The 16646-nt window shown below is 68.3% G+C and carries 18 protein-coding genes and 2 tRNA genes; 8 read left to right on the forward strand and 12 right to left on the reverse strand.

Annotation, left to right across the window (positions count from 1 at the left end):
• Window positions 1–2: 2 nt before the first annotated feature.
• The gene (locus tag A5752_RS26270) at window positions 3–1643 is read right to left on the reverse strand and encodes a DAK2 domain-containing protein (protein WP_067092172.1); all 1641 of its coding nucleotides are present in this window, start codon (window positions 1641–1643) and stop codon (window positions 3–5) included.
• A 238-nt stretch (window positions 1644–1881) separates the two neighbouring features.
• Here A5752_RS26270 and rpmB point away from each other — a divergent pair, with 238 nt between their 5' ends.
• Window positions 1882–2076: a 50S ribosomal protein L28 gene (rpmB, locus tag A5752_RS26275; RefSeq protein ID WP_064351131.1), complete on the forward strand. Its 195-nt coding sequence runs from the start codon at window positions 1882–1884 to the stop codon at window positions 2074–2076.
• 45 nt (window positions 2077–2121) lie between these two features.
• The gene (locus tag A5752_RS26280) at window positions 2122–2472 is read left to right on the forward strand and encodes a hypothetical protein (RefSeq protein WP_156614181.1); all 351 of its coding nucleotides are present in this window, start codon (window positions 2122–2124) and stop codon (window positions 2470–2472) included.
• Window positions 2473–2476: 4 nt separating this feature from the next.
• Here A5752_RS26280 and A5752_RS26285 read toward each other — a convergent pair whose 3' ends face one another.
• From A5752_RS26285 to A5752_RS26295, 3 genes are read right to left on the reverse strand one after another with little or no spacing between them, the layout of a single operon-like run.
• Window positions 2477–3160, reverse strand: a complete 684-nt coding sequence (locus A5752_RS26285; protein ID WP_067092176.1) for a uracil-DNA glycosylase — start codon at window positions 3158–3160, stop codon at window positions 2477–2479.
• Window positions 3157–3447: a DUF1330 domain-containing protein gene (locus tag A5752_RS26290; RefSeq protein WP_067092178.1), complete on the reverse strand. Its 291-nt coding sequence runs from the start codon at window positions 3445–3447 to the stop codon at window positions 3157–3159. The genes A5752_RS26285 and A5752_RS26290 overlap by 4 nt, the downstream gene beginning before the upstream one ends.
• 15 nt (window positions 3448–3462) lie before the next feature.
• Window positions 3463–4416 carry a thiamine-phosphate kinase gene (locus A5752_RS26295; protein ID WP_067092180.1) on the reverse strand — a complete coding sequence of 318 codons (954 nt, stop codon included), beginning with the start codon at window positions 4414–4416 and terminating at the stop codon, window positions 3463–3465.
• A gap of 114 nt (window positions 4417–4530) precedes the next feature.
• Between A5752_RS26295 and A5752_RS26300 the strand changes: the two genes are divergently transcribed.
• Window positions 4531–4773, forward strand: a complete 243-nt coding sequence (locus tag A5752_RS26300) for an Lrp/AsnC ligand binding domain-containing protein (RefSeq protein WP_067092312.1) — start codon at window positions 4531–4533, stop codon at window positions 4771–4773.
• Between the two features lie 9 nt (window positions 4774–4782).
• Window positions 4783–5349, forward strand: a complete 567-nt coding sequence (locus A5752_RS26305; protein WP_067092182.1) for a DUF3515 domain-containing protein — start codon at window positions 4783–4785, stop codon at window positions 5347–5349.
• A gap of 23 nt (window positions 5350–5372) precedes the next feature.
• Here A5752_RS26305 and A5752_RS26310 read toward each other — a convergent pair whose 3' ends face one another.
• From A5752_RS26310 to A5752_RS26320, 3 genes are all read right to left on the reverse strand, one after another.
• Window positions 5373–6497, reverse strand: a complete 1125-nt coding sequence (locus tag A5752_RS26310) for a D-alanine--D-alanine ligase family protein (protein WP_067092183.1) — start codon at window positions 6495–6497, stop codon at window positions 5373–5375.
• Window positions 6498–6558: 61 nt separating this feature from the next.
• Complete coding sequence (locus tag A5752_RS26315) at window positions 6559–7662, reverse strand: cystathionine gamma-lyase (RefSeq protein ID WP_067092185.1); 1104 nt, start codon at window positions 7660–7662, stop codon at window positions 6559–6561.
• Window positions 7663–7665: 3 nt separating this feature from the next.
• Entirely contained in the window at window positions 7666–8646 is a 981-nt protein-coding gene (locus A5752_RS26320; RefSeq protein ID WP_197500741.1) for an NAD(P)H-dependent glycerol-3-phosphate dehydrogenase, read from the reverse strand.
• Window positions 8647–8708: 62 nt separating this feature from the next.
• On the opposite strand from A5752_RS26320, the gene cofC reads away from it, so the two are divergent.
• The 3 genes from cofC (at window position 8709) to mutT1 (ending at window position 12588) form a co-directional block, all read left to right on the forward strand.
• A complete protein-coding gene (cofC, locus tag A5752_RS26325; protein WP_067092189.1) occupies window positions 8709–9353 on the forward strand; it encodes a 2-phospho-L-lactate guanylyltransferase in 645 nt (214 codons plus the stop codon).
• A gap of 119 nt (window positions 9354–9472) precedes the next feature.
• On the forward strand, window positions 9473–11596 hold the full coding sequence (locus tag A5752_RS26330; protein ID WP_231983528.1) for an RNA degradosome polyphosphate kinase: 2124 nt from the start codon (window positions 9473–9475) through the stop codon (window positions 11594–11596).
• A gap of 68 nt (window positions 11597–11664) precedes the next feature.
• Window positions 11665–12588, forward strand: coding sequence for an 8-oxo-(d)GTP phosphatase MutT1 (mutT1, locus tag A5752_RS26335; protein WP_067092193.1), 924 nt, complete (start codon window positions 11665–11667; stop codon window positions 12586–12588).
• 127 nt (window positions 12589–12715) lie between these two features.
• Here the strand turns inward: mutT1 and A5752_RS26340 are convergent, their stop codons facing one another.
• From A5752_RS26340 to leuC, 3 genes are all read right to left on the reverse strand, one after another.
• Entirely contained in the window at window positions 12716–13339 is a 624-nt protein-coding gene (locus A5752_RS26340; RefSeq protein WP_067092195.1) for an HU family DNA-binding protein, read from the reverse strand.
• 191 nt (window positions 13340–13530) lie between these two features.
• Window positions 13531–14127: a 3-isopropylmalate dehydratase small subunit gene (leuD, locus tag A5752_RS26345; RefSeq protein WP_067092197.1), complete on the reverse strand. Its 597-nt coding sequence runs from the start codon at window positions 14125–14127 to the stop codon at window positions 13531–13533.
• 15 nt (window positions 14128–14142) lie between these two features.
• Complete coding sequence (leuC, locus tag A5752_RS26350) at window positions 14143–15603, reverse strand: 3-isopropylmalate dehydratase large subunit (RefSeq protein ID WP_067092199.1); 1461 nt, start codon at window positions 15601–15603, stop codon at window positions 14143–14145.
• Window positions 15604–15641: 38 nt separating this feature from the next.
• On the opposite strand from leuC, the gene A5752_RS26355 reads away from it, so the two are divergent.
• Window positions 15642–16343 carry an IclR family transcriptional regulator gene (locus A5752_RS26355; protein ID WP_067092201.1) on the forward strand — a complete coding sequence of 234 codons (702 nt, stop codon included), beginning with the start codon at window positions 15642–15644 and terminating at the stop codon, window positions 16341–16343.
• Between the two features lie 35 nt (window positions 16344–16378).
• Here the strand turns inward: A5752_RS26355 and A5752_RS26360 are convergent.
• Window positions 16379–16451, reverse strand: a tRNA-Glu gene (locus A5752_RS26360).
• Window positions 16452–16513: 62 nt separating this feature from the next.
• Window positions 16514–16588: transfer RNA gene (locus A5752_RS26365), tRNA-Gln, on the reverse strand.
• Between the last annotated feature and the right edge of the window lie 58 nt (window positions 16589–16646).

Genomic DNA, 16646 nt, shown 5'->3' on the forward strand with positions numbered 1-16646 from the left:
GGCTACTCCACCCCGATCAGCAGAGCGTCGCCGCGGTGGCCGGTGTGGTAGGTGACCAGTTCGGCGCCGAGGTGGCGTTCGTGCACATGCTCGCCGAGTGCGGCGGCGACGCCGTCGTCGACTCCGGCACCGGTGAGGACGGTCACGAGTTCGCCGCCTGCGGACAGCAGCAGATCGATCAGGCCCGCGCCCGCGGCGACGAGGTCGTCACCCACGACCAGCACCTCGTCGCCCGAGATGCCGAGGCCGTTGCCCGGCTTGCACATGCCCGCCCACGTGAGCGCCTCCTCGGTGGCGACCCGCACCGACCCGTGGCGGGCACCGGCGGCCGCCCGGGCCATGGTGTATCCGTCGTCGACGGCCTGCCTCGACTCGTCGTGGACCGCCAGCGCCGCCAGGCCCTGCACCATGGACGCCGCGGGAACCGGCACGACGTCGATGCCCCAGCCCATCGCCGCCGTGCACCCGGCGACCAGTTCTTCGGCGGCGACGTATCCGTTCGGCAGGATCATCGCCTGGCCGGCGTCGGCGTTGACGAGCGCGTGCAGCAGCTGTTTGGCGCTGACCGGCGCCTCCCCGTCGATCCGCAGCACGTGCGCGCCTTCACCGGCGAACAACTCCTCGGCGCCCTGTCCGTCGACGACGGCGAGCACAGTGCGGCCTCGCGACCATCCGCCCCCGGGACGCGCACCGGCGGTGCCGGTGAGCGCCGTGATCTGAATGCGGCTGGGCACCCCCACGGCGAGGCCGGCCTCAACGGCGGCGCCCGCATCGTCGGCGTGCACGTGCACGGAGTAGTGGCCGCCGCCCTCCGACGCGGCGGCGATCGCCACCGAATCGCCGAGGGCGTCCAGGTCGGCGCGGAGTCGTTCCACTCCCGCCGGATCGCATTCGCTCAGCAGGTACATCACCTCGAACTGCGGAGCCTTGACGACGTGCGCCCCGCCGGCGTCGGCATGCAGCGGTGGCGCCGGGGCGTACGGCGTCCTGCGCACTGCGCGGTCGGTCAGCGTCGTGCTCATCGCGTCCAGCAGTACCAGCAACCCGCGGCCGCCGGCGTCCACCACGCCCGCGCGGGCCAGCACGTCGAGTTGGCCGGTGGTCCGGTCGAGCGACTGCGCCGCCGCATCCGCGGCCCTGCACACGACGTCGGGCAGCCCGGCGCGCTCGGCGCAGGCCAGTTCCGCGGCCTCAGCCGCGTCCTGGAGCACCGTGACGATGGTGCCGGGCACGGCCTCTCCCATCGAGCGGATCACCAGCACCACGGCGTGGCGCAGCGCAGCGGCGAACAACGGCCCGTCCACGGCGACCAGCCCGCTCCCACGGTCCGAAACCGCCTCCGCGGTGACCTCGGCCACCGCCCGCAGGATCTGGGACAGGATCACGCCGGAATTTCCCCGCGCCCCGTGCAAGGCCCCGCGCGCCAGCGCTCCCGCGACCTCGGCGACGTCGTCGGTGTGGGGCAGCGCGTCGGCCTGCGCCCAGGCCGAACGCATGGTGAACAGCATGTTCGTGCCGGTATCGGCGTCGGCGACCGGGAACACATTGAGCCGGTTGATCTCGTCGGTGTGGGTGATGAGGTCACCGACCGCGGTGTGCGACCACTTCCGCAGCGTGGGGGCATCGAGCAGTCGAGCCGACATGCCTTACCTCCACCGAATGTGACGCCCCGCCGTGCGGGTCAGCCTAGCGATTGGACCTGACAGCACCGGCACGAAGTTGCCGCCGGTCGGTAGCCTGATCGTGGTCCACGCGCTGCGCGGCGACGGCATTTTGGTGATCGTTGCGGCTGCCGGTATCCTGGTCGGGTTGTCGGGTCGAGCCGCGCCCGCCGCGGTGCAGCGGCCCGGACCCCCACGTACTGATCTGAGGAGTTCTGCAATGGCTGCCGTGTGCGATATCTGCGGGAAGGGACCCGGTTTCGGCAAGTCGGTCTCGCACTCCCATCGCCGGACCAGCCGTCGCTGGGATCCCAACATCCAGACCGTGCGCGCCGTCACCCGACCCGGGGGCAACAAGCAGCGCATGAACGTGTGCACGTCGTGCATCAAGGCCGGAAAGGTCTCGCGCGGCTGACGCACGCGCGATTGCGGCGGCCACCCACCGGGTAGCCCCCGATGCATGACCTCTCGTGCAGCTGCAAGACCCACCCTGATCGCGCTGTCCGGATGCGCGCTGGCCCTATTGACCGCGTGCGGCGGCGGCGATTCCGCCGGTGACGAGACGACGACCACGACACCGACGACGTCGGCCACCACGTCGGTCGAAGTGACCGTGGAGACCAGCGCACCCGAAACCACCACACCGGCGCCTGGAGTTCCCGCCACCACCACCGAGGGCAATGGAACTGAGGGCGGCACGGTCGAGGTTCCGGCGCCCGGCGTTCCATCGCCGCCGGCGATCCCGGCCCCGCCGGAGATTCCGTCGCCTCCGCCGATCCCCTCACCTCCGCCGATCCCGGGCGTCGGATAGTTCGTTAGGGCAGCCGCCAGTCGATCGGCTCGGCGCCCATCTTCTCGAGCAGTTCGTTCGCGCGACTGAACGGCCGCGACCCGAAGAACCCGCGCGACGCCGACAGCGGCGACGGGTGCGGCGATTCGATCGCAACGCAGTCGGCGCCGTCCAGCATCGGCTTCAGCGTCGAGGCGTCGCGGCCCCACAGCACCGCGACCAACGGTTGCCTGCGTGCGACGAGCGCGCGAATCGCGCATTCGGTCACGGCTTCCCACCCCTTGCCCCGGTGTGACGCCGGGTTGCCCGGGCGGACCGTGAGCACCCTGTTGAGCAACATCACGCCGCGCTCGGCCCACGGCGTCAGGTCGCCGGTGGCCGGCGCCGGATGGCCGAGGTCGTCGGCGTACTCCTTGAAGATGTTCTCCAGGCTGCGCGGCAGCGGCCGCACCTCGGGCGCCACCGAGAAGCTCAGGCCGACGGCGTGCCCGGGTGTCGGATACGGGTCCTGACCGACGATCAGCACACGCACCTTGTCCATCGGAAAGGTGAACGCGCGCAACACGTTTTGACCGGCGGGCAGATATCCGTTACCGGCGGCCAGTTCGGCGCGCAGGAACTCGCCCATCTGCGCGACGTGGTCCGCGACCGGTTCCAGCGCTGCGGCCCAGCCCTGCTCGACGAGTTCGTGCAGCGGTTTGGCGCTCATCGAAGCCCCTCGACCAGCATCACCAACGAGTCGGCGCCGGCGTGGCGGTCCTTCGAGATCTCCTGGTACTCGGGCGAGTTCGCCCACGCGCGGAAAGACGCCTCGTCAGGGAACGACATCAACACGACCTTCTCGCGGTCCGAGGAGCCCTCCAGGATCTGCGGCGACTCGTCGGCAGCGAGCAGCGTTCCCGAGTAGCGGGTGAAGACGTCGAGGAAACGGGCTTGGTAGCGGTCATACGCCGCACGGTCCGTGAACCTCAGCTGGGCGATGGCGTACACGGTCACGACTCGACACCCTAACTAGTCGAACGACTGCCACCCGGTATTCCCCTGCCACACCGCGCCGTCGACCGAGACCCCCTGCGCGCCGTCGTGCGCCCGACCGATCACGCGCCACCCAGGCGGAGGCGCGTCGGGGAACGTCGCGACCAGCGCGTGGTCCTCCCCGCCCCCGAGAATCCACGACCAGGCATCGGCGCCCACCGCTTCGGCGGCTCCGGCGAGTGCCTCATGGTCGGCGGCCAACGCGGCGGTGGACAGGTCGATGCCGACACCGGATGCCTCGGCGATGTGGCCGAGGTCGGCGAGCAACCCGTCCGACACGTCGGTCATCGCGGTGGCACCGCTCTCGGCGGCGACGCGACCCTGCCCGTACGGCGGCCGCGGTGCGACGTGGCGCCTGCGCAGTTCGTCGAAGCGTTCGAGGCCGTTGCGCCACAACGTGAATCCGGCGGCAGAGCGGCCGAGATCACCGGCGACGGCTATCACGTCACCGGGGCCGGCCCCGCCGCGGCGCACGGGCTCGCGGCCCTCGAGGTCGCCGAGCACGGTCACCGAGATCACCCACTGCGGGGCGCTGACGAGGTCGCCGCCTGCGATGCCCGCGCCCATCGACTCGGCCTCCTGCCACATGCCGTCGGCCAGCGCCAAGACCTGCTCGGCGGGTGTGTCCGACGGTGCGCCGAACGCGGCGACGAAGGCGGTCGGTCGCGCACCCATCGCCTCGATGTCGGCCGCGTTCTGCGCGATCGACTTGCGCCCCACGTCGTTCGGCGTCGACCAGTCCAACCGGAAGTGCCGCCCGGCCACCAGCATGTCCGTGGACACGACCGTCCTGCCGTCGGGCGCGAACAGTACGGCGGCGTCGTCACCGGGCCCCACCGCGACGGCGTCGGGCTGGCGACGCCCGGCCACCAGGCGCGCGATCACCGCGAACTCCCCCACCTGCGCCAGGGTCTCGGCGTCGGACCCCATGTCACCTCCTGTCGCGGCCTTGTCCGTTTCATGCTGGCCTGAACGCCGGGCGCACCTGCGGTACGTTAAGCGCCTGCGGCGTGGAGTCTATGCAGCGATGTGGAGGGACAGCGGGTGGTCGAGGCTTTCATGCTGATTCAGACCGAAGTGGGCCGCGCCGAAGTCGTCGCCAAACAACTCGCCGCGCTTCCCGGGGTGTTGTCCGCCGAGTACGTGACGGGCCCGTACGACGTGGTCGTGCGCGTCGGTGCGGACACCCTGGCCGATCTGAAAGCCACCGTCGTCCCCACCGTCCAGCACGTCGCCGGTATCACCAGGACGCTGACCTGTCCGATCGCCAACGGGGCCCATCAATAGAGTTGGGCCGTGGATTCGGAGACCGGTGACGGACCGCCTCGGGCGCTGCTGGTCACCGCCCTGGTGGTGGCGGTGGCCGGAATCGTGGCGGTCTTGGCGATCGCCGTGATGCGCCAGGGATCGGCACCGCAACAGCCCGTTCCCGTGGCCGCCGTGCCCGCCCCTGCCGCCACGAGTTCGCACTGCGCCGACCTGCTCGCCGGCCTCCCGGACGAGCTGGGCGATCACGCCCGCGCGCCGCTGGCCGATCCGGCGCCCCCCGGCGCGGCGGCGTGGCGTCCCGAGGGCGGAGGCGAGCCCATCGTCCTGCGCTGCGGGGTGGAGCGGCCGGCCGAGTTCGTCGCGGGCGCGCCGGTGCAGGTGGTCGACGAGGTGCAGTGGTTTCGGGTGAGTGAGCCCGGCGCCGAGACGGCGGACGTCGACCAGGCACGCAGCACGTGGTTCGCCGTCGACCGAGGGGTGTACGTCGCGTTGACGTTGCCCCAGGGTTCCGGTCCGACGCCGATCCAGCTGCTGTCCGCGGCGATCGCCAAGGCATTGCCCGCCAAGCCCGTCGTCCCGGGCCCGCCGCGTTGACTCTGCGGCGAAGGTGCTGAACCTCAGCGCAGACCGGTGCCGCGGTTGAGCGCGGTCTGCACCATCGTGGCCAACAGGGTCGGATAGTCGACGCCGCTGGCGGCCCACATCCGCGGAAACATCGAGATGGTCGTGAATCCCGGCATGGTGTTGATCTCGTTGATGACGGGACCGTCGTCGGTGAGGAAGAAGTCGACGCGGGCCAGTCCCTGACAGTCGATGGCGTTGAACGCCTGGATCGAGAGCGCACGCACGGCGTCGGCGACATCGTCGTCGACCTTGGCGGGCACGTCGAGTTCGGCCGCGTCCTCGAGATATTTCGTCGCGAAGTCATAGAAGCCGTCCTCGCGGCCGCGCACCCCGGCGACGCGGATCTCGCCGAGCGCGCTGGCCTCGACCCGTCCGTCGGGGAATTCGAGCACGCCGCATTCCAGTTCGCGCCCCGACACCGCGGCCTCGACGATCACCTTCGGATCGTGCCTGCGGGCCTGGTCGATCGCCTGCGGCAGCTGGTCCCAGGCCGTCACCCGGCTCACGCCGATCGACGAGCCGCCGCGCGCCGGTTTCACGAAGACCGGAAGGCCCAGCCGCTCGCGAGCCTCGAGGGTCAGCGTGTCCCGGCGGGGCCGCAACACCTCGTAATCGCCGATCGGCAGACCGGACGCGCCCAACAGCTTCTTGGTGAACTCTTTGTCCATGCCGACGGCGCTGGCCAGCACACCCGCCCCGACGTAAGGCACACCCGCAAGCTCGAGCAGGCCCTGGATCGTGCCGTCCTCCCCGTACGGGCCGTGCAGAACCGGAAAGACGACGTCGACCGCCGCCAGGATCTCCCCCGCTTCCCCGCCGAGCGACAGCAACTGCCCGCCGCGGCCCGGATCGGCGGCCAGCGCCATTTCGGTGCCCGACGCGGCGGTCACCTCCGGCAGGCGGCCGTCGGTGATCGCGAGGGTGTCCGGCCGCGCATCGGTCAACATCCACGCCCCCTGCGGGGTGATGCCGACCGGGACCACGTCGAAGCGCTGCGGATCGAGATTGCGCAGGATGCTGCCTGCGGAGACGCACGAAATCGCGTGTTCGGAGCTGCGTCCGCCGTAGACGACGGCAACCCGGACGCGTCCGGTGCCGGGGTCATGGCGGGCAGTCACAACCTGCAGAGGCTACCGTCATGGCTGTCGGCCGGCCCGCCCACGATGGCCGTCGGCGCTATCAGCCCAGCGCCTGCTCGATATCGGCGATCAGATCGTCGGTGTCCTCGATGCCGAGCGAGATCCGGGCGAACCCGTCGCTGACGTCGTCGCCCCAGCGGGCGCGACGGTCCACCGACGTGTGGATTCCGCCGAAGCTCGTCGAGGCGATCAGCAGCGCGCTGCGCTCGACCAGGGCGTGCACGGCGGCGGCGTCGACCAACTCGACGGCGATCAGGCCGCCGAACCTCTTCATCTGTGCGCACGCGATCCGGTGCGACGGGTCGTCGGGCAGGCCGGGGTAACGCACCGTTCGCACCGCGGGGTGTGCGTGCAGTGCCACGGCCAGCGCCGCCGCGTTGTGGCACTGCCGCTCGAACCGCAGGCCGGCGGTGCCGAGGCTGCGTAACAGCAGCCACGCCTCGAAGGCGCCGAGCACGGCGCCCGAGCGCAGCCGTTCCCGGGCCACCGCGTCCATCAGGTCGGTGTGCGCGCTGGCGACATACCCGGCGAGGAGGTCGCTGTGGCCCGACAGCGCCTTGGTCGCGCTGGCCACCACCACGTCCGCGCCCAGCGAAAGCGGTTGCTGTCCGAACGGTGTTGCGGTGGTGTTGTCGACGACCAGCGTCGCGCCACGGCTGCGACACTGCATCGCGAGCTGGTGCAGATCAACCACATCGAGGCCGGGATTGGCAGGGCTCTCGGCGAGTACCACGTCGGCGTCCGCCGACGCCGCGCACATCTCGCCGGTGGTCGCAACCACCACCGTGACACCCTGCGCGACAAGGTATTCCGATGCGTAGTCGCGGACCTGGTAGTACCCGTCGGCCGGTACGACGAGCTTGCTCCCGGGCTTGGTCAGCGCACGCAGGACGGAGGTGATCGCGGCCATCCCCGATCCGAAGGCCAACGCGGCCGGCGCGCCCTCGAGCTGTGCGAGCGCCGACTCCACGTGGCGCCACGTCGGATTCGACCCGCGTCCGTAGGTGTCCGGCGATTCGGACTCATCAGGTGACAGATGGAAGGTGGTCGCCGGCACGGGTGACGGCGCCACCGCCTGACCCGGGATCGCTTCCGAAGCAACGGATTTCACGCTTCGGGTGGAATCGCCGTATTGACCGTCCACCGGTTACTCCGGTTTCGTGCTGCGCCCGAGCAACAACGCGACGGCTTCGTCGACCGACAAACCCCTGTGGCACACCCGGAATACCGCGTCGGTGAGCGGCATCTCGACGTCGTAGCTCTCGGCCAATGCGAGCACCGACTGACACGATGCGACACCCTCGGCGACGTGGCCGCCGGTTGCACGCATCGCCGATTCCATCGTGCCGCCCTGGCCCAGCCGCATCCCGAACGAGCGGTTGCGCGACTGCGTCGACGTACACGTCGCGACCAGGTCACCGACACCGGCCAGGCCTGCCAGCGTCGCGGGTTTGGCGCCCAACGCGATTCCCAGCCGCATGATCTCGGCCAGCCCGCGGGTGATGATCGCCGCCGCGGTGTTCTCCCCCAGCCCGACACCGGCGGCCATGCCGGACGCGAGCGCGATGACGTTCTTGCATGCGCCGCCGACCTCGGCGCCGATGACGTCGGCATTGGTGTAGGGGCGGAAGTACGCGGTCGAGAGCGCACGCTGCAACGCCACGGCCCGTCCGGAGTCACTGCAGGCCACGACCGTGGCCGCCGGTTGCTCGTCGGCGATCTCGCTGGCGAGGTTCGGCCCGGACACCACCGCGACGCGCGATGGATCGGCGCCGGTCATCTGGATGATCACCTGGCTCATGCGCATGAGCGTGTCGAGTTCGATGCCCTTGGCCAGGCTCACCAAGGTGACTTCGTCGCTGATCAGTCCCGACCACTGTTCGAGGTTGGCTCGTAGTGTCTGGGCGGGCACCGCGAACAGCACCGTGCATGCGCCGTCCAGCGCCTCGCCCGCATCGCCGGTGGCCCGGATCGTCTTGGGTAGTTCGGTGTCACCCAGATATCGGGTGTTGCGATGCGTGTCGTTGATCTCGTCGGCGACGTCGGTGTGCCGAGCCCAGATCCTCACCTCGTTGCCCGCGTCGGCGAGCACCTTGGCCAGTGCACTACCCCACGCACCGGCCCCCATCACCGCCGCTTCCACCACGCCTTCAGGGTAACGCGCGCGACAGTGCTGGCAGGATGACGCATATGAGCGGATCACCGGATGCCGACATCGGGTTGGTGATCGCCGTAAAACGACTCGCAGCGGCCAAGACCCGGTTGGCGCCCGTCTTCTCCGCGAGCACCCGCGAAAAGGTCGTGCTGGCGATGCTGATCGACACGATCACCGCCGCGTCCGCGGTCGCGGCGGTGCGCTCGATCACCGTCGTCACACCGGATGAGGGTGCCGCCGAGGCGGCGGACCGGCTCGGGGCCCGAGTGCTCACCGACCCCACCCCCGACGGCCACCGCGATCCGTTGAACAACGCAATCGCCGCGGCCGAAGCCGAGGTTCGGCGTGAGACAGCGAACGTCGTTGTGTTGCAAGGTGATTTACCCGCTCTGCAGACCCATGAGCTGGCGGCGGCGGTCGCCGACGCCCGCCGACACCCGCGAAGTTTTGTCGGCGACCGGCACGGCACCGGCACGTCGGCGTTGTTCGCCTTCGGGGTCGCGCTGAACCCGCAGTTCGGCGCGGACTCCGCGCAACGGCACCGCAGTTCCGGTGCGCTCGAGCTCACCGGGGCGTGGCCCGGGCTGCGCTGCGACATCGACACACCCGATGACCTGCTGGTTGCGCGCCGGCTCGGTGTCGGTGCCGCAACGGCGGCGACCATCGCCGCTTCCGGGTGAACAGTTCGTAGCGCGCTGGCACGAAGGCCGTTGTATGGGGGATCATCTGAGGCATGACCAAAGCCGGGATCGAGGTTCGCGACAACGACAGCGAACCGACCGCTGCGAGCATCCGGCCGATGCCGTCGGACTCGGGCGACTCGGCGCCAGAGGCGCCTCCGGCTGCCACGGCGCCCGCGGTCGAGAACGCGCTGCCCGAAGATCGTTACCTGAACCGTGAACTGAGCTGGCTCGACTTCAACGCCCGGGTGCTGGCGCTGGCCGCCGATCCGTCGCTGCCGCTGCTCGAACGCGCGAAGTTCCTCGCGATCTTCGCCTCGAATCTCGACGAGTTCTACATGGTCCGCGTCGCCGGGCTGAAGCGGCGCGACGAGATGGGGCTCTCGGTGCGCTCCGCCGACAACCTCTCCCCGCGCGAACAGTTGCGTCGCATCAACGAGCGAACTCAACACCTCGCGAACCGTCACGCGCACGTGTTCCTCGACTCGGTGCGACCCGCGCTGGCCGACGAGGGCATCGTGATCGTCACTTGGGCCGAACTGGACGAAGCCGAACGCGCCCGGCTGTCCACCTATTTCCACGAACAGGTGTTCCCGGTCCTGACTCCGCTCGCGGTCGATCCGGCCCACCCGTTCCCGTTTGTGAGTGGGCTCAGCCTGAACCTCGCGATCACCGTCAAACACCCCGATGACGGCGGGCAGCACTTCGCCCGAGTCAAGGTGCCGGACAACGTCGAACGATTCGTCGAACTGGCCGTGCGCGAGGGTGATGCGAAGATCGTGCGTTTCCTTCCGATGGAGGAGCTGATCGCGGCGTTCCTTCATGTGCTGTTCCCGGGGCTGGAGATCGTCGAGCATCACGCCTTCCGCATCACGCGCAACGCCGATTTCGAGGTCGAAGAGGACCGCGACGAAGACCTGTTGCAGGCCCTCGAGCGCGAACTCGCGCGGCGCCGATTCGGTTCACCGGTGCGGTTGGAAGTCTCCGACGACATGACCGAGAGCATGCTCGAGTTGCTGCTGCGCGAGCTCGACGTCGCGCCCGGTGACGTCATCGAGGTGCCCGGCCTGCTCGATCTGTCCTCGCTCTGGCAGATCTACGATCTCGATCGCCCCGGGCTCAAGGATCGGCCGTTCGTGCCTGCGACACCGCCGGCGTTCGGCGAGCGGGAGACGCCGAAGAGCATCTTCTCGACGCTGCGTGACGGCGACGTGCTGGTGCACCACCCGTACGACTCGTTCTCCACCACCGTGCAGCGGTTCATCGAACAGGCCGCGGCGGACCCGAACGTGCTGGCGATCAAGCAGACGCTGTACCGCACGTCGGGTGACTCCCCAATCGTGAACGCGCTCATCGACGCTGCGGCCGCGGGTAAGCAGGTTGTCGCGCTCGTCGAAATCAAGGCGCGGTTCGACGAACAGGCCAACATCCAATGGGCGCGCGCGCTGGAGCGTGCAGGCGTGCACGTGGTGTACGGGCTCATCGGGCTCAAGACCCATTGCAAGACGTGTCTGGTGGTGCGCCGGGAGGGCTCACTGATCCGGCGTTACTGCCACATCGGCACCGGGAACTACAACCCGAAAACCGCGCGCCTGTACGAAGACATCGGGTTGTTGACAGCCGCGCCCGACATCGGTGCGGACCTCACCGACCTGTTCAACTCGTTGACCGGCTACTCGCGCAAGGACTCGTACCGTAACCTTCTGGTGGCGCCCCAGGGTGTCCGCAGGGGCATCATCGACCGCATCGAACGCGAGATCGCCGCCACCCGTGACGGCGCCGACGGGCGGATCAGGCTGAAAGCCAACGCGTTGGTGGACGAGCAGGTCATCGACGCGCTCTACCGTGCATCGCAGGCCGGTGTGCGGGTGGAGGTGGTGGTCCGGGGCATCTGTGCGCTACGCCCCCACGCCCCTGGGTATTCGGACAACATCGTCGTCCGCTCGATCCTCGGCAGGTTCCTCGAACATTCACGGATCATCCATTTCCGTGGCATCGACGAATTCTGGATCGGCAGCGCCGACATGATGCACCGCAATCTCGATCGGCGCGTCGAGGTGATGGCCGAAGTCAAGGATCCGCGACTGAAGGCAGAACTCCATGAGATCTTCGAGTCGGCGATGGACCCGGCGACCCGGTGTTGGGAGTTGGGCGTCGACGGTAAGTGGATGGCCTCGCCGCAGGAGGGGCAGACGGTTCGCGATCACCAGGTCTCGTTGATGGAACGCCACCGGCAGCGATGACGGATCTCCACAGCGACCGAATTGCCGAAAAGGGCCGTGGGTGCCCGGAATGATCTGCAGGAGTTGAGTTGCCGAAGCGGACATCCGAGACCGGCTCCGATGTGAGGACGATCCTGGCCGCGGGGGCGGTGCTGTGGCGTCCGAACGGTCAGCCCGATGCGCCCGAGGTCGCGCTGATCCACCGTCCTCGCTACGACGACTGGTCGCTGCCGAAGGGGAAGGTGGACCCCGGTGAGACCGAGCCCGTCGCGGCCGTCCGTGAGGTGTGCGAAGAAACCGGGTACGCCGCGCATCTCGGTCGGCGGCTCGCGTCGGTGAGCTATCCCGTCGAGCAGGGTAAGAAGAAGGTCCGCTACTGGGCGGCCCGCCAGATCCGCGGCGAATTTCGCCCGAACGACGAGGTCGACGAACTCAAGTGGTTACCCGTTCCGGCGGCCATCAAACAGCTGGACTACCCCCAGGACCGAAAGGTCCTGCGCCGCTTTGCGAAGAATCCGGCCGATACCAAGACGGTGCTGATCGTCCGTCATGCCACTGCGGGCAGCAAGTCGCGGTTCAAGGGCGACGACCGCGAACGGCCGTTGGACAAGAACGGGCGCGCGCAGGCGCAATCTCTCGTCGGCTTGTTGCTCGCCTTCGGCGCCGACCATCTATTCGCCGCCGACAGGGTGCGCTGCGTCTCGACATTGGAACCGTTGGCCGCCGAGCTCGGCGCGGCCATTCTTCGCGACGAGCTGTTGACCGAGGAGTCCTACGCCGACAATCGCAAAGCGGCCCGGCAACGCTTCCTCGAGATCGCCGACACCCCAGGCACACCGGTGATCTGCACCCAGGGGAAGGTGATTCCCGACCTCATCGAGTGGTGGTGCGAGCGCGACAACGTGCGGCCCGACAAGTCGCGCAACCGCAAGGGGAGCACCTGGGTGCTGTCGCTGGCCGACGGCCAACTGATCGCGGCCGACCACATGGGCAGCCCCCTCGCCGTAAAGTGACGCCCACCTGTTGAATACAAAATTCGGGCCGGTGCGGGCCCGGAAAGATTGAGCCGTAGATGTTTTGGGCGGCCGAAAACGCGAAAACGCCGTGGGTCGCGAGGACCCACGGCGTCTCCGGTTGAAACTACTTGCGGCCGCGCTTGGCCGGCGCCTTGCGGGCCGGAGCCTTCTTCGCGGTCTTCTTGGCTGCCGTCCGCTTGGTCGCGGCCTTCTTGGCCGGGGCCTTCTTCGCGGCGGACTTCTTGGCCGGCGCCTTCTTGGCGGCGGTCTTCTTGGCTGCCGTCCGCTTGGTCGCGGCCTTCTTGGCCGGTGACTTCTTGGCGGCGGTCTTCTTGGCTGCCGTCCGCTTGGTCGCGGCCTTCTTCGCAGGTGCCTTCTTCGCGGCCTTCTTCGCGGTCTTCTTGGCCGCCTTGCGGGCACCTCCCGCCGTTGCGCCTCTCTTCACTGCTGGTCCTTCCGCCGGGAGGCGCTGTGCGCCAGAGACAACCGCTTTGAACTGAGCGCCGGGCCGGAATGCCGGCACGGACGTGGGCTTGACTTTCACGGTCTCGCCGGTGCGCGGGTTACGCGCGACGCGGGCGGCGCGGCGGCGCTGTTCGAAAACGCCGAAGCCGGTAATGGTGACGCTGTCACCCTTGTGAACCGCACGCACGATGGTGTCAACGACGTTCTCCACCGCGTCGGTCGCCGTCCGGCGATCGGTATTGAGCTTCGTCGTAAGTACGTCGATGAGCTCTGCTTTGTTCATGCATAACCTCCGAGAAACCAGTGGCCCTCATTGGACCGACTAGAGGACACGGTAAACCCATTCCCCATTGATTTCCAAGAGCCACGCGCAGTTTCAAGCGACGTCAGCGAACTTTCTTGCCCCCCTTGACCTCCAGAGGGGACCCCCGAGAACCGGGGTCAGAGGCGGTGATTTGGGCTCACCGGCGGCCTTTATCCGGTCGGCAGAGTCCGGGGTTTCCAGTCCGGCCTACGCGCTTCATAAGCTTCGATATCGTCGCATTTGCGCAGCGTAAGGCCTATATCGTCGAGCCCTTCCAGCAATCTCCAAGCCGTATAGTCGTCAATTCTGAACGGCACCATGACCGTTCCGGCGACTATGGTCCGATCTTGAAGATTCACAGTGATTTCCAGGCCTGGCTGCTCCTCGATGAGCTTCCATAAAATTTCCACATCATCTTGCGGAATTTCGGCCGCCAGAAGCCCGGCCTTGCCCGCATTGCCCCGAAAGATGTCGGCGAAGCGGGACGAGATGACGACCCGGAAGCCGTAATCCATAAGTGCCCACACGGCATGTTCGCGTGAAGAACCGGTGCCGAAATCGGGGCCGGCGACCAATACCGAACCCTTGTCGAAGGGCGGCAGGTTCAAAACGAACGACGGGTCGTTGCGCCAGGCGGCGAACAAACCGTCCTCGAAACCCGTTCGTGTAACTCGCTTCAGGTAGACGGCCGGGATGATCTGGTCGGTGTCGACATTGGATCGGCGCAGGGGAACGCCGATGCCGGTGTGGGTGTGGAAAGCCTGCATGGCTTCTTGCTCCTATCAGTCGGTCAGGTCGGCGGGTGAGGACAGCGTGCCGCGTACCGCGGTGGCCGCCGCGACGGCGGGCGACACCAGATGGGTACGGCCACCCTTTCCTTGCCTGCCCTCGAAATTCCGGTTGGAGGTCGACGCGCACCGTTGGCCAGGCGACAGCTGATCGGGGTTCATGCCGAGACACATCGAACAACCCGCCTGACGCCACTCCGCACCGGCCGCGGTGAAGATCTCGCCGAGGCCTTCGGATTCGGCCTCCAGCCGCACGCGCATGGACCCCGGCACCACCAGCATGCGCACCCCGTCGGCGACCTTGCGGCCGCGCAACACATCGGCGACCACCCGCAGATCCTCGATGCGGCCGTTGGTGCACGAGCCGACGAAGACGGTGTCGACGGCGACGTCCCGCATGGCCGTCCCGGGCCGAAGGTCCATGTAGGCCAATGCCTTTTCGGCCGCCTGGCGCTCGCCCTCATCGAACATCAGTTCCGGATCGGGAACCGAATCCGACAGCGGCACCCCCTGACCGGGGTTGGTCCCCCACGTGACAAAGGGGCTCAACGTCGAGGCGTCGATGTAGACCTCGGTGTCGAACTCGGCGCCCTCATCGGTGCGAAGGCGGCGCCATGCGGCGACGGCCTCGTCCCACTGCGCACCTTGCGGAGCGTGCGGACGCCCACGCAGGAACTCGAACGTGGTCTCGTCGGGGGCCACCATGCCGGCGCGCGCGCCGGCCTCAATGCTCATGTTGCAGATCGTCATCCGGCCCTCCATCGACAGCGATTCGATCGCGCTGCCGCGGTATTCGATGACGTGTCCCTGTCCGCCGCCGGTGCCGATCTTCGCGATCACCGCGAGGATGATGTCTTTCGCACTGACCCCGTCGGGCAGTTCGCCGTCGACGTTGACCGCCATCGTCTTGAACGGCCGCAACGGAAGCGTCTGCGTGGCGAGGACGTGTTCGACCTCCGACGTGCCGATGCCCATCGCCAGCGCACCGAACGCACCATGCGTCGAGGTATGGCTGTCGCCACACACGACCGTCATACCGGGCTGGGTCAATCCGAGTTGCGGTCCGATGATGTGCACGATGCCCTGCTCGGCGTCGCCCATCGGGTGGAGCCGGATACCGAACTCTTCGCAGTTGCGCCGAAGCGTCTCCACTTGTGTGCGCGACACGGGGTCCGCGATCGGCTTGTCGATGTCGATCGTCGGCACATTGTGGTCCTCGGTGGCGATCGTCAGATCCGGCCGACGCACCGGACGCCCGGCCAACCGCAGACCGTCGAACGCCTGAGGACTGGTCACCTCGTGCACGAGGTGCAAGTCGATGTAGATCAGATCGGGTTCACGCGCCGCGCCTTCGCCACCGCCTTCGACGACGACGTGATCGGCCCACACCTTCTCGGCCATCGTGCGTGGCTTGTCGATGCGCTCGCGAGCTGCACCGGAAACATCGGTCGACATCTTGACTATCTCACAATCTGGGACGTTAGTATCTCTCTATGAGACAGGATAGCGGCATCGGCGTATTGGACAAAGCCGTGGGCGTGCTGCACGCGGTCGCCGATTCGCCGTGTGGGCTGGCCGAGTTGTGCGAGCGCACCGGTCTCCCGCGCGCCACGGCCCACCGCCTCGCCGCGGGCCTGGAAACCCACCGCCTGCTGGCGCGCAACGGCGACGGGCGCTGGCGGCTCGGACCCGGCCTGACCGAATTGGCCGGACGAATCAGCGATCCGCTCGTGGCCGCCGGGGCCGTGGTGCTGCCCCGATTGCGCGAGATCACCGGTGAGAGCGTGCAGCTCTACCGACGCGAGGGCACGTCCCGGATCTGTGTGGCGGCGTTGGAACCGCCTGCCGGGCTGCGCGATACGGTGCCGGTCGGCAGCAGGCTGCCGATGACCGCCGGGTCCGGCGCGAAGGTTCTGCTGGCTTACGCCGACGCTGCGACCCAACAGGCCGTGCTCCCCTCGGCGAAGTTCACCGAGCGCACGCTCGCCGAGGTCCGCAAGCGCGGTTGGGCGCAGAGCGCTGCCGAACGCGAGCCGGGTGTGGCGAGTGTCTCGGCGCCGGTGCGTGATGGCCGGGGCGATGTGATCGCTGCGATCTCGGTGTCCGGGCCGATCGACCGAATGGGCCGGCGGCCGGGCGCCCGGTGGGCTGCCGATCTGTTGGCCGCTGCCGAGGCGCTGACCCGCCGCCTATGAGAAGGATGAGCGCATATCGCGCTCCGCGGAATTTGTACCCCCGATGGGATTCGAACCCACGCTACCGCCGTGAGAGGGCGGCGTCCTAGGCCGCTAGACGACGGGGGCTAGAACTGGTTTCCGGATGGCCAGCATATCTCAGCGAGATTTGTCGGCCTAATCACGGTCATTGGCTGGGGTACCAGGACTCGAACCTAGAATGGCTGAACCAGAATCAGCTGTGTTGCCAATTACACCATACCCCAAAGGCTTCCCGTAACCGCAGGTCACGGACCCTTTCCGGTCCCCTCGCTCGGCGGGCGG

Source organism: Mycobacterium sp. 852002-51961_SCH5331710 (genome assembly GCF_001665535.1).
Classification (GTDB): Bacteria; Actinomycetota; Actinomycetes; order Mycobacteriales; family Mycobacteriaceae; genus Mycobacterium.

What these genes read in the sequence shown, in the direction of transcription:
- rpmB (WP_064351131.1), top strand. Translation starts at nt 1,882, where the DNA reads ATGGCTGCCGTGTGCGATATCTGCGGGAAGGGACCCGGTTTCGGCAAG.
- leuC (WP_067092199.1), bottom strand. Translation starts at nt 15,603, where the DNA reads ATGTCGACCGATGTTTCCGGTGCAGCTCGCGAGCGCATCGACAAGCCA.
- A5752_RS26285 (WP_067092176.1), bottom strand. Translation starts at nt 3,160, where the DNA reads ATGAGCGCCAAACCGCTGCACGAACTCGTCGAGCAGGGCTGGGCCGCA.
- A5752_RS26320 (WP_197500741.1), bottom strand. Translation starts at nt 8,646, where the DNA reads ATGGGGGCCGGTGCGTGGGGTAGTGCACTGGCCAAGGTGCTCGCCGAC.
- A5752_RS26330 (WP_231983528.1), top strand. Translation starts at nt 9,473, where the DNA reads ATGCCGTCGGACTCGGGCGACTCGGCGCCAGAGGCGCCTCCGGCTGCC.
- cofC (WP_067092189.1), top strand. Translation starts at nt 8,709, where the DNA reads ATGAGCGGATCACCGGATGCCGACATCGGGTTGGTGATCGCCGTAAAA.
- A5752_RS26270 (WP_067092172.1), bottom strand. Translation starts at nt 1,643, where the DNA reads ATGTCGGCTCGACTGCTCGATGCCCCCACGCTGCGGAAGTGGTCGCAC.
- A5752_RS26295 (WP_067092180.1), bottom strand. Translation starts at nt 4,416, where the DNA reads ATGGGGTCCGACGCCGAGACCCTGGCGCAGGTGGGGGAGTTCGCGGTG.
- leuD (WP_067092197.1), bottom strand. Translation starts at nt 14,127, where the DNA reads ATGCAGGCTTTCCACACCCACACCGGCATCGGCGTTCCCCTGCGCCGA.
- A5752_RS26340 (WP_067092195.1), bottom strand. Translation starts at nt 13,339, where the DNA reads ATGAACAAAGCAGAGCTCATCGACGTACTTACGACGAAGCTCAATACC.
- A5752_RS26355 (WP_067092201.1), top strand. Translation starts at nt 15,642, where the DNA reads ATGAGACAGGATAGCGGCATCGGCGTATTGGACAAAGCCGTGGGCGTG.
- A5752_RS26280 (WP_156614181.1), top strand. Translation starts at nt 2,122, where the DNA reads ATGACCTCTCGTGCAGCTGCAAGACCCACCCTGATCGCGCTGTCCGGA.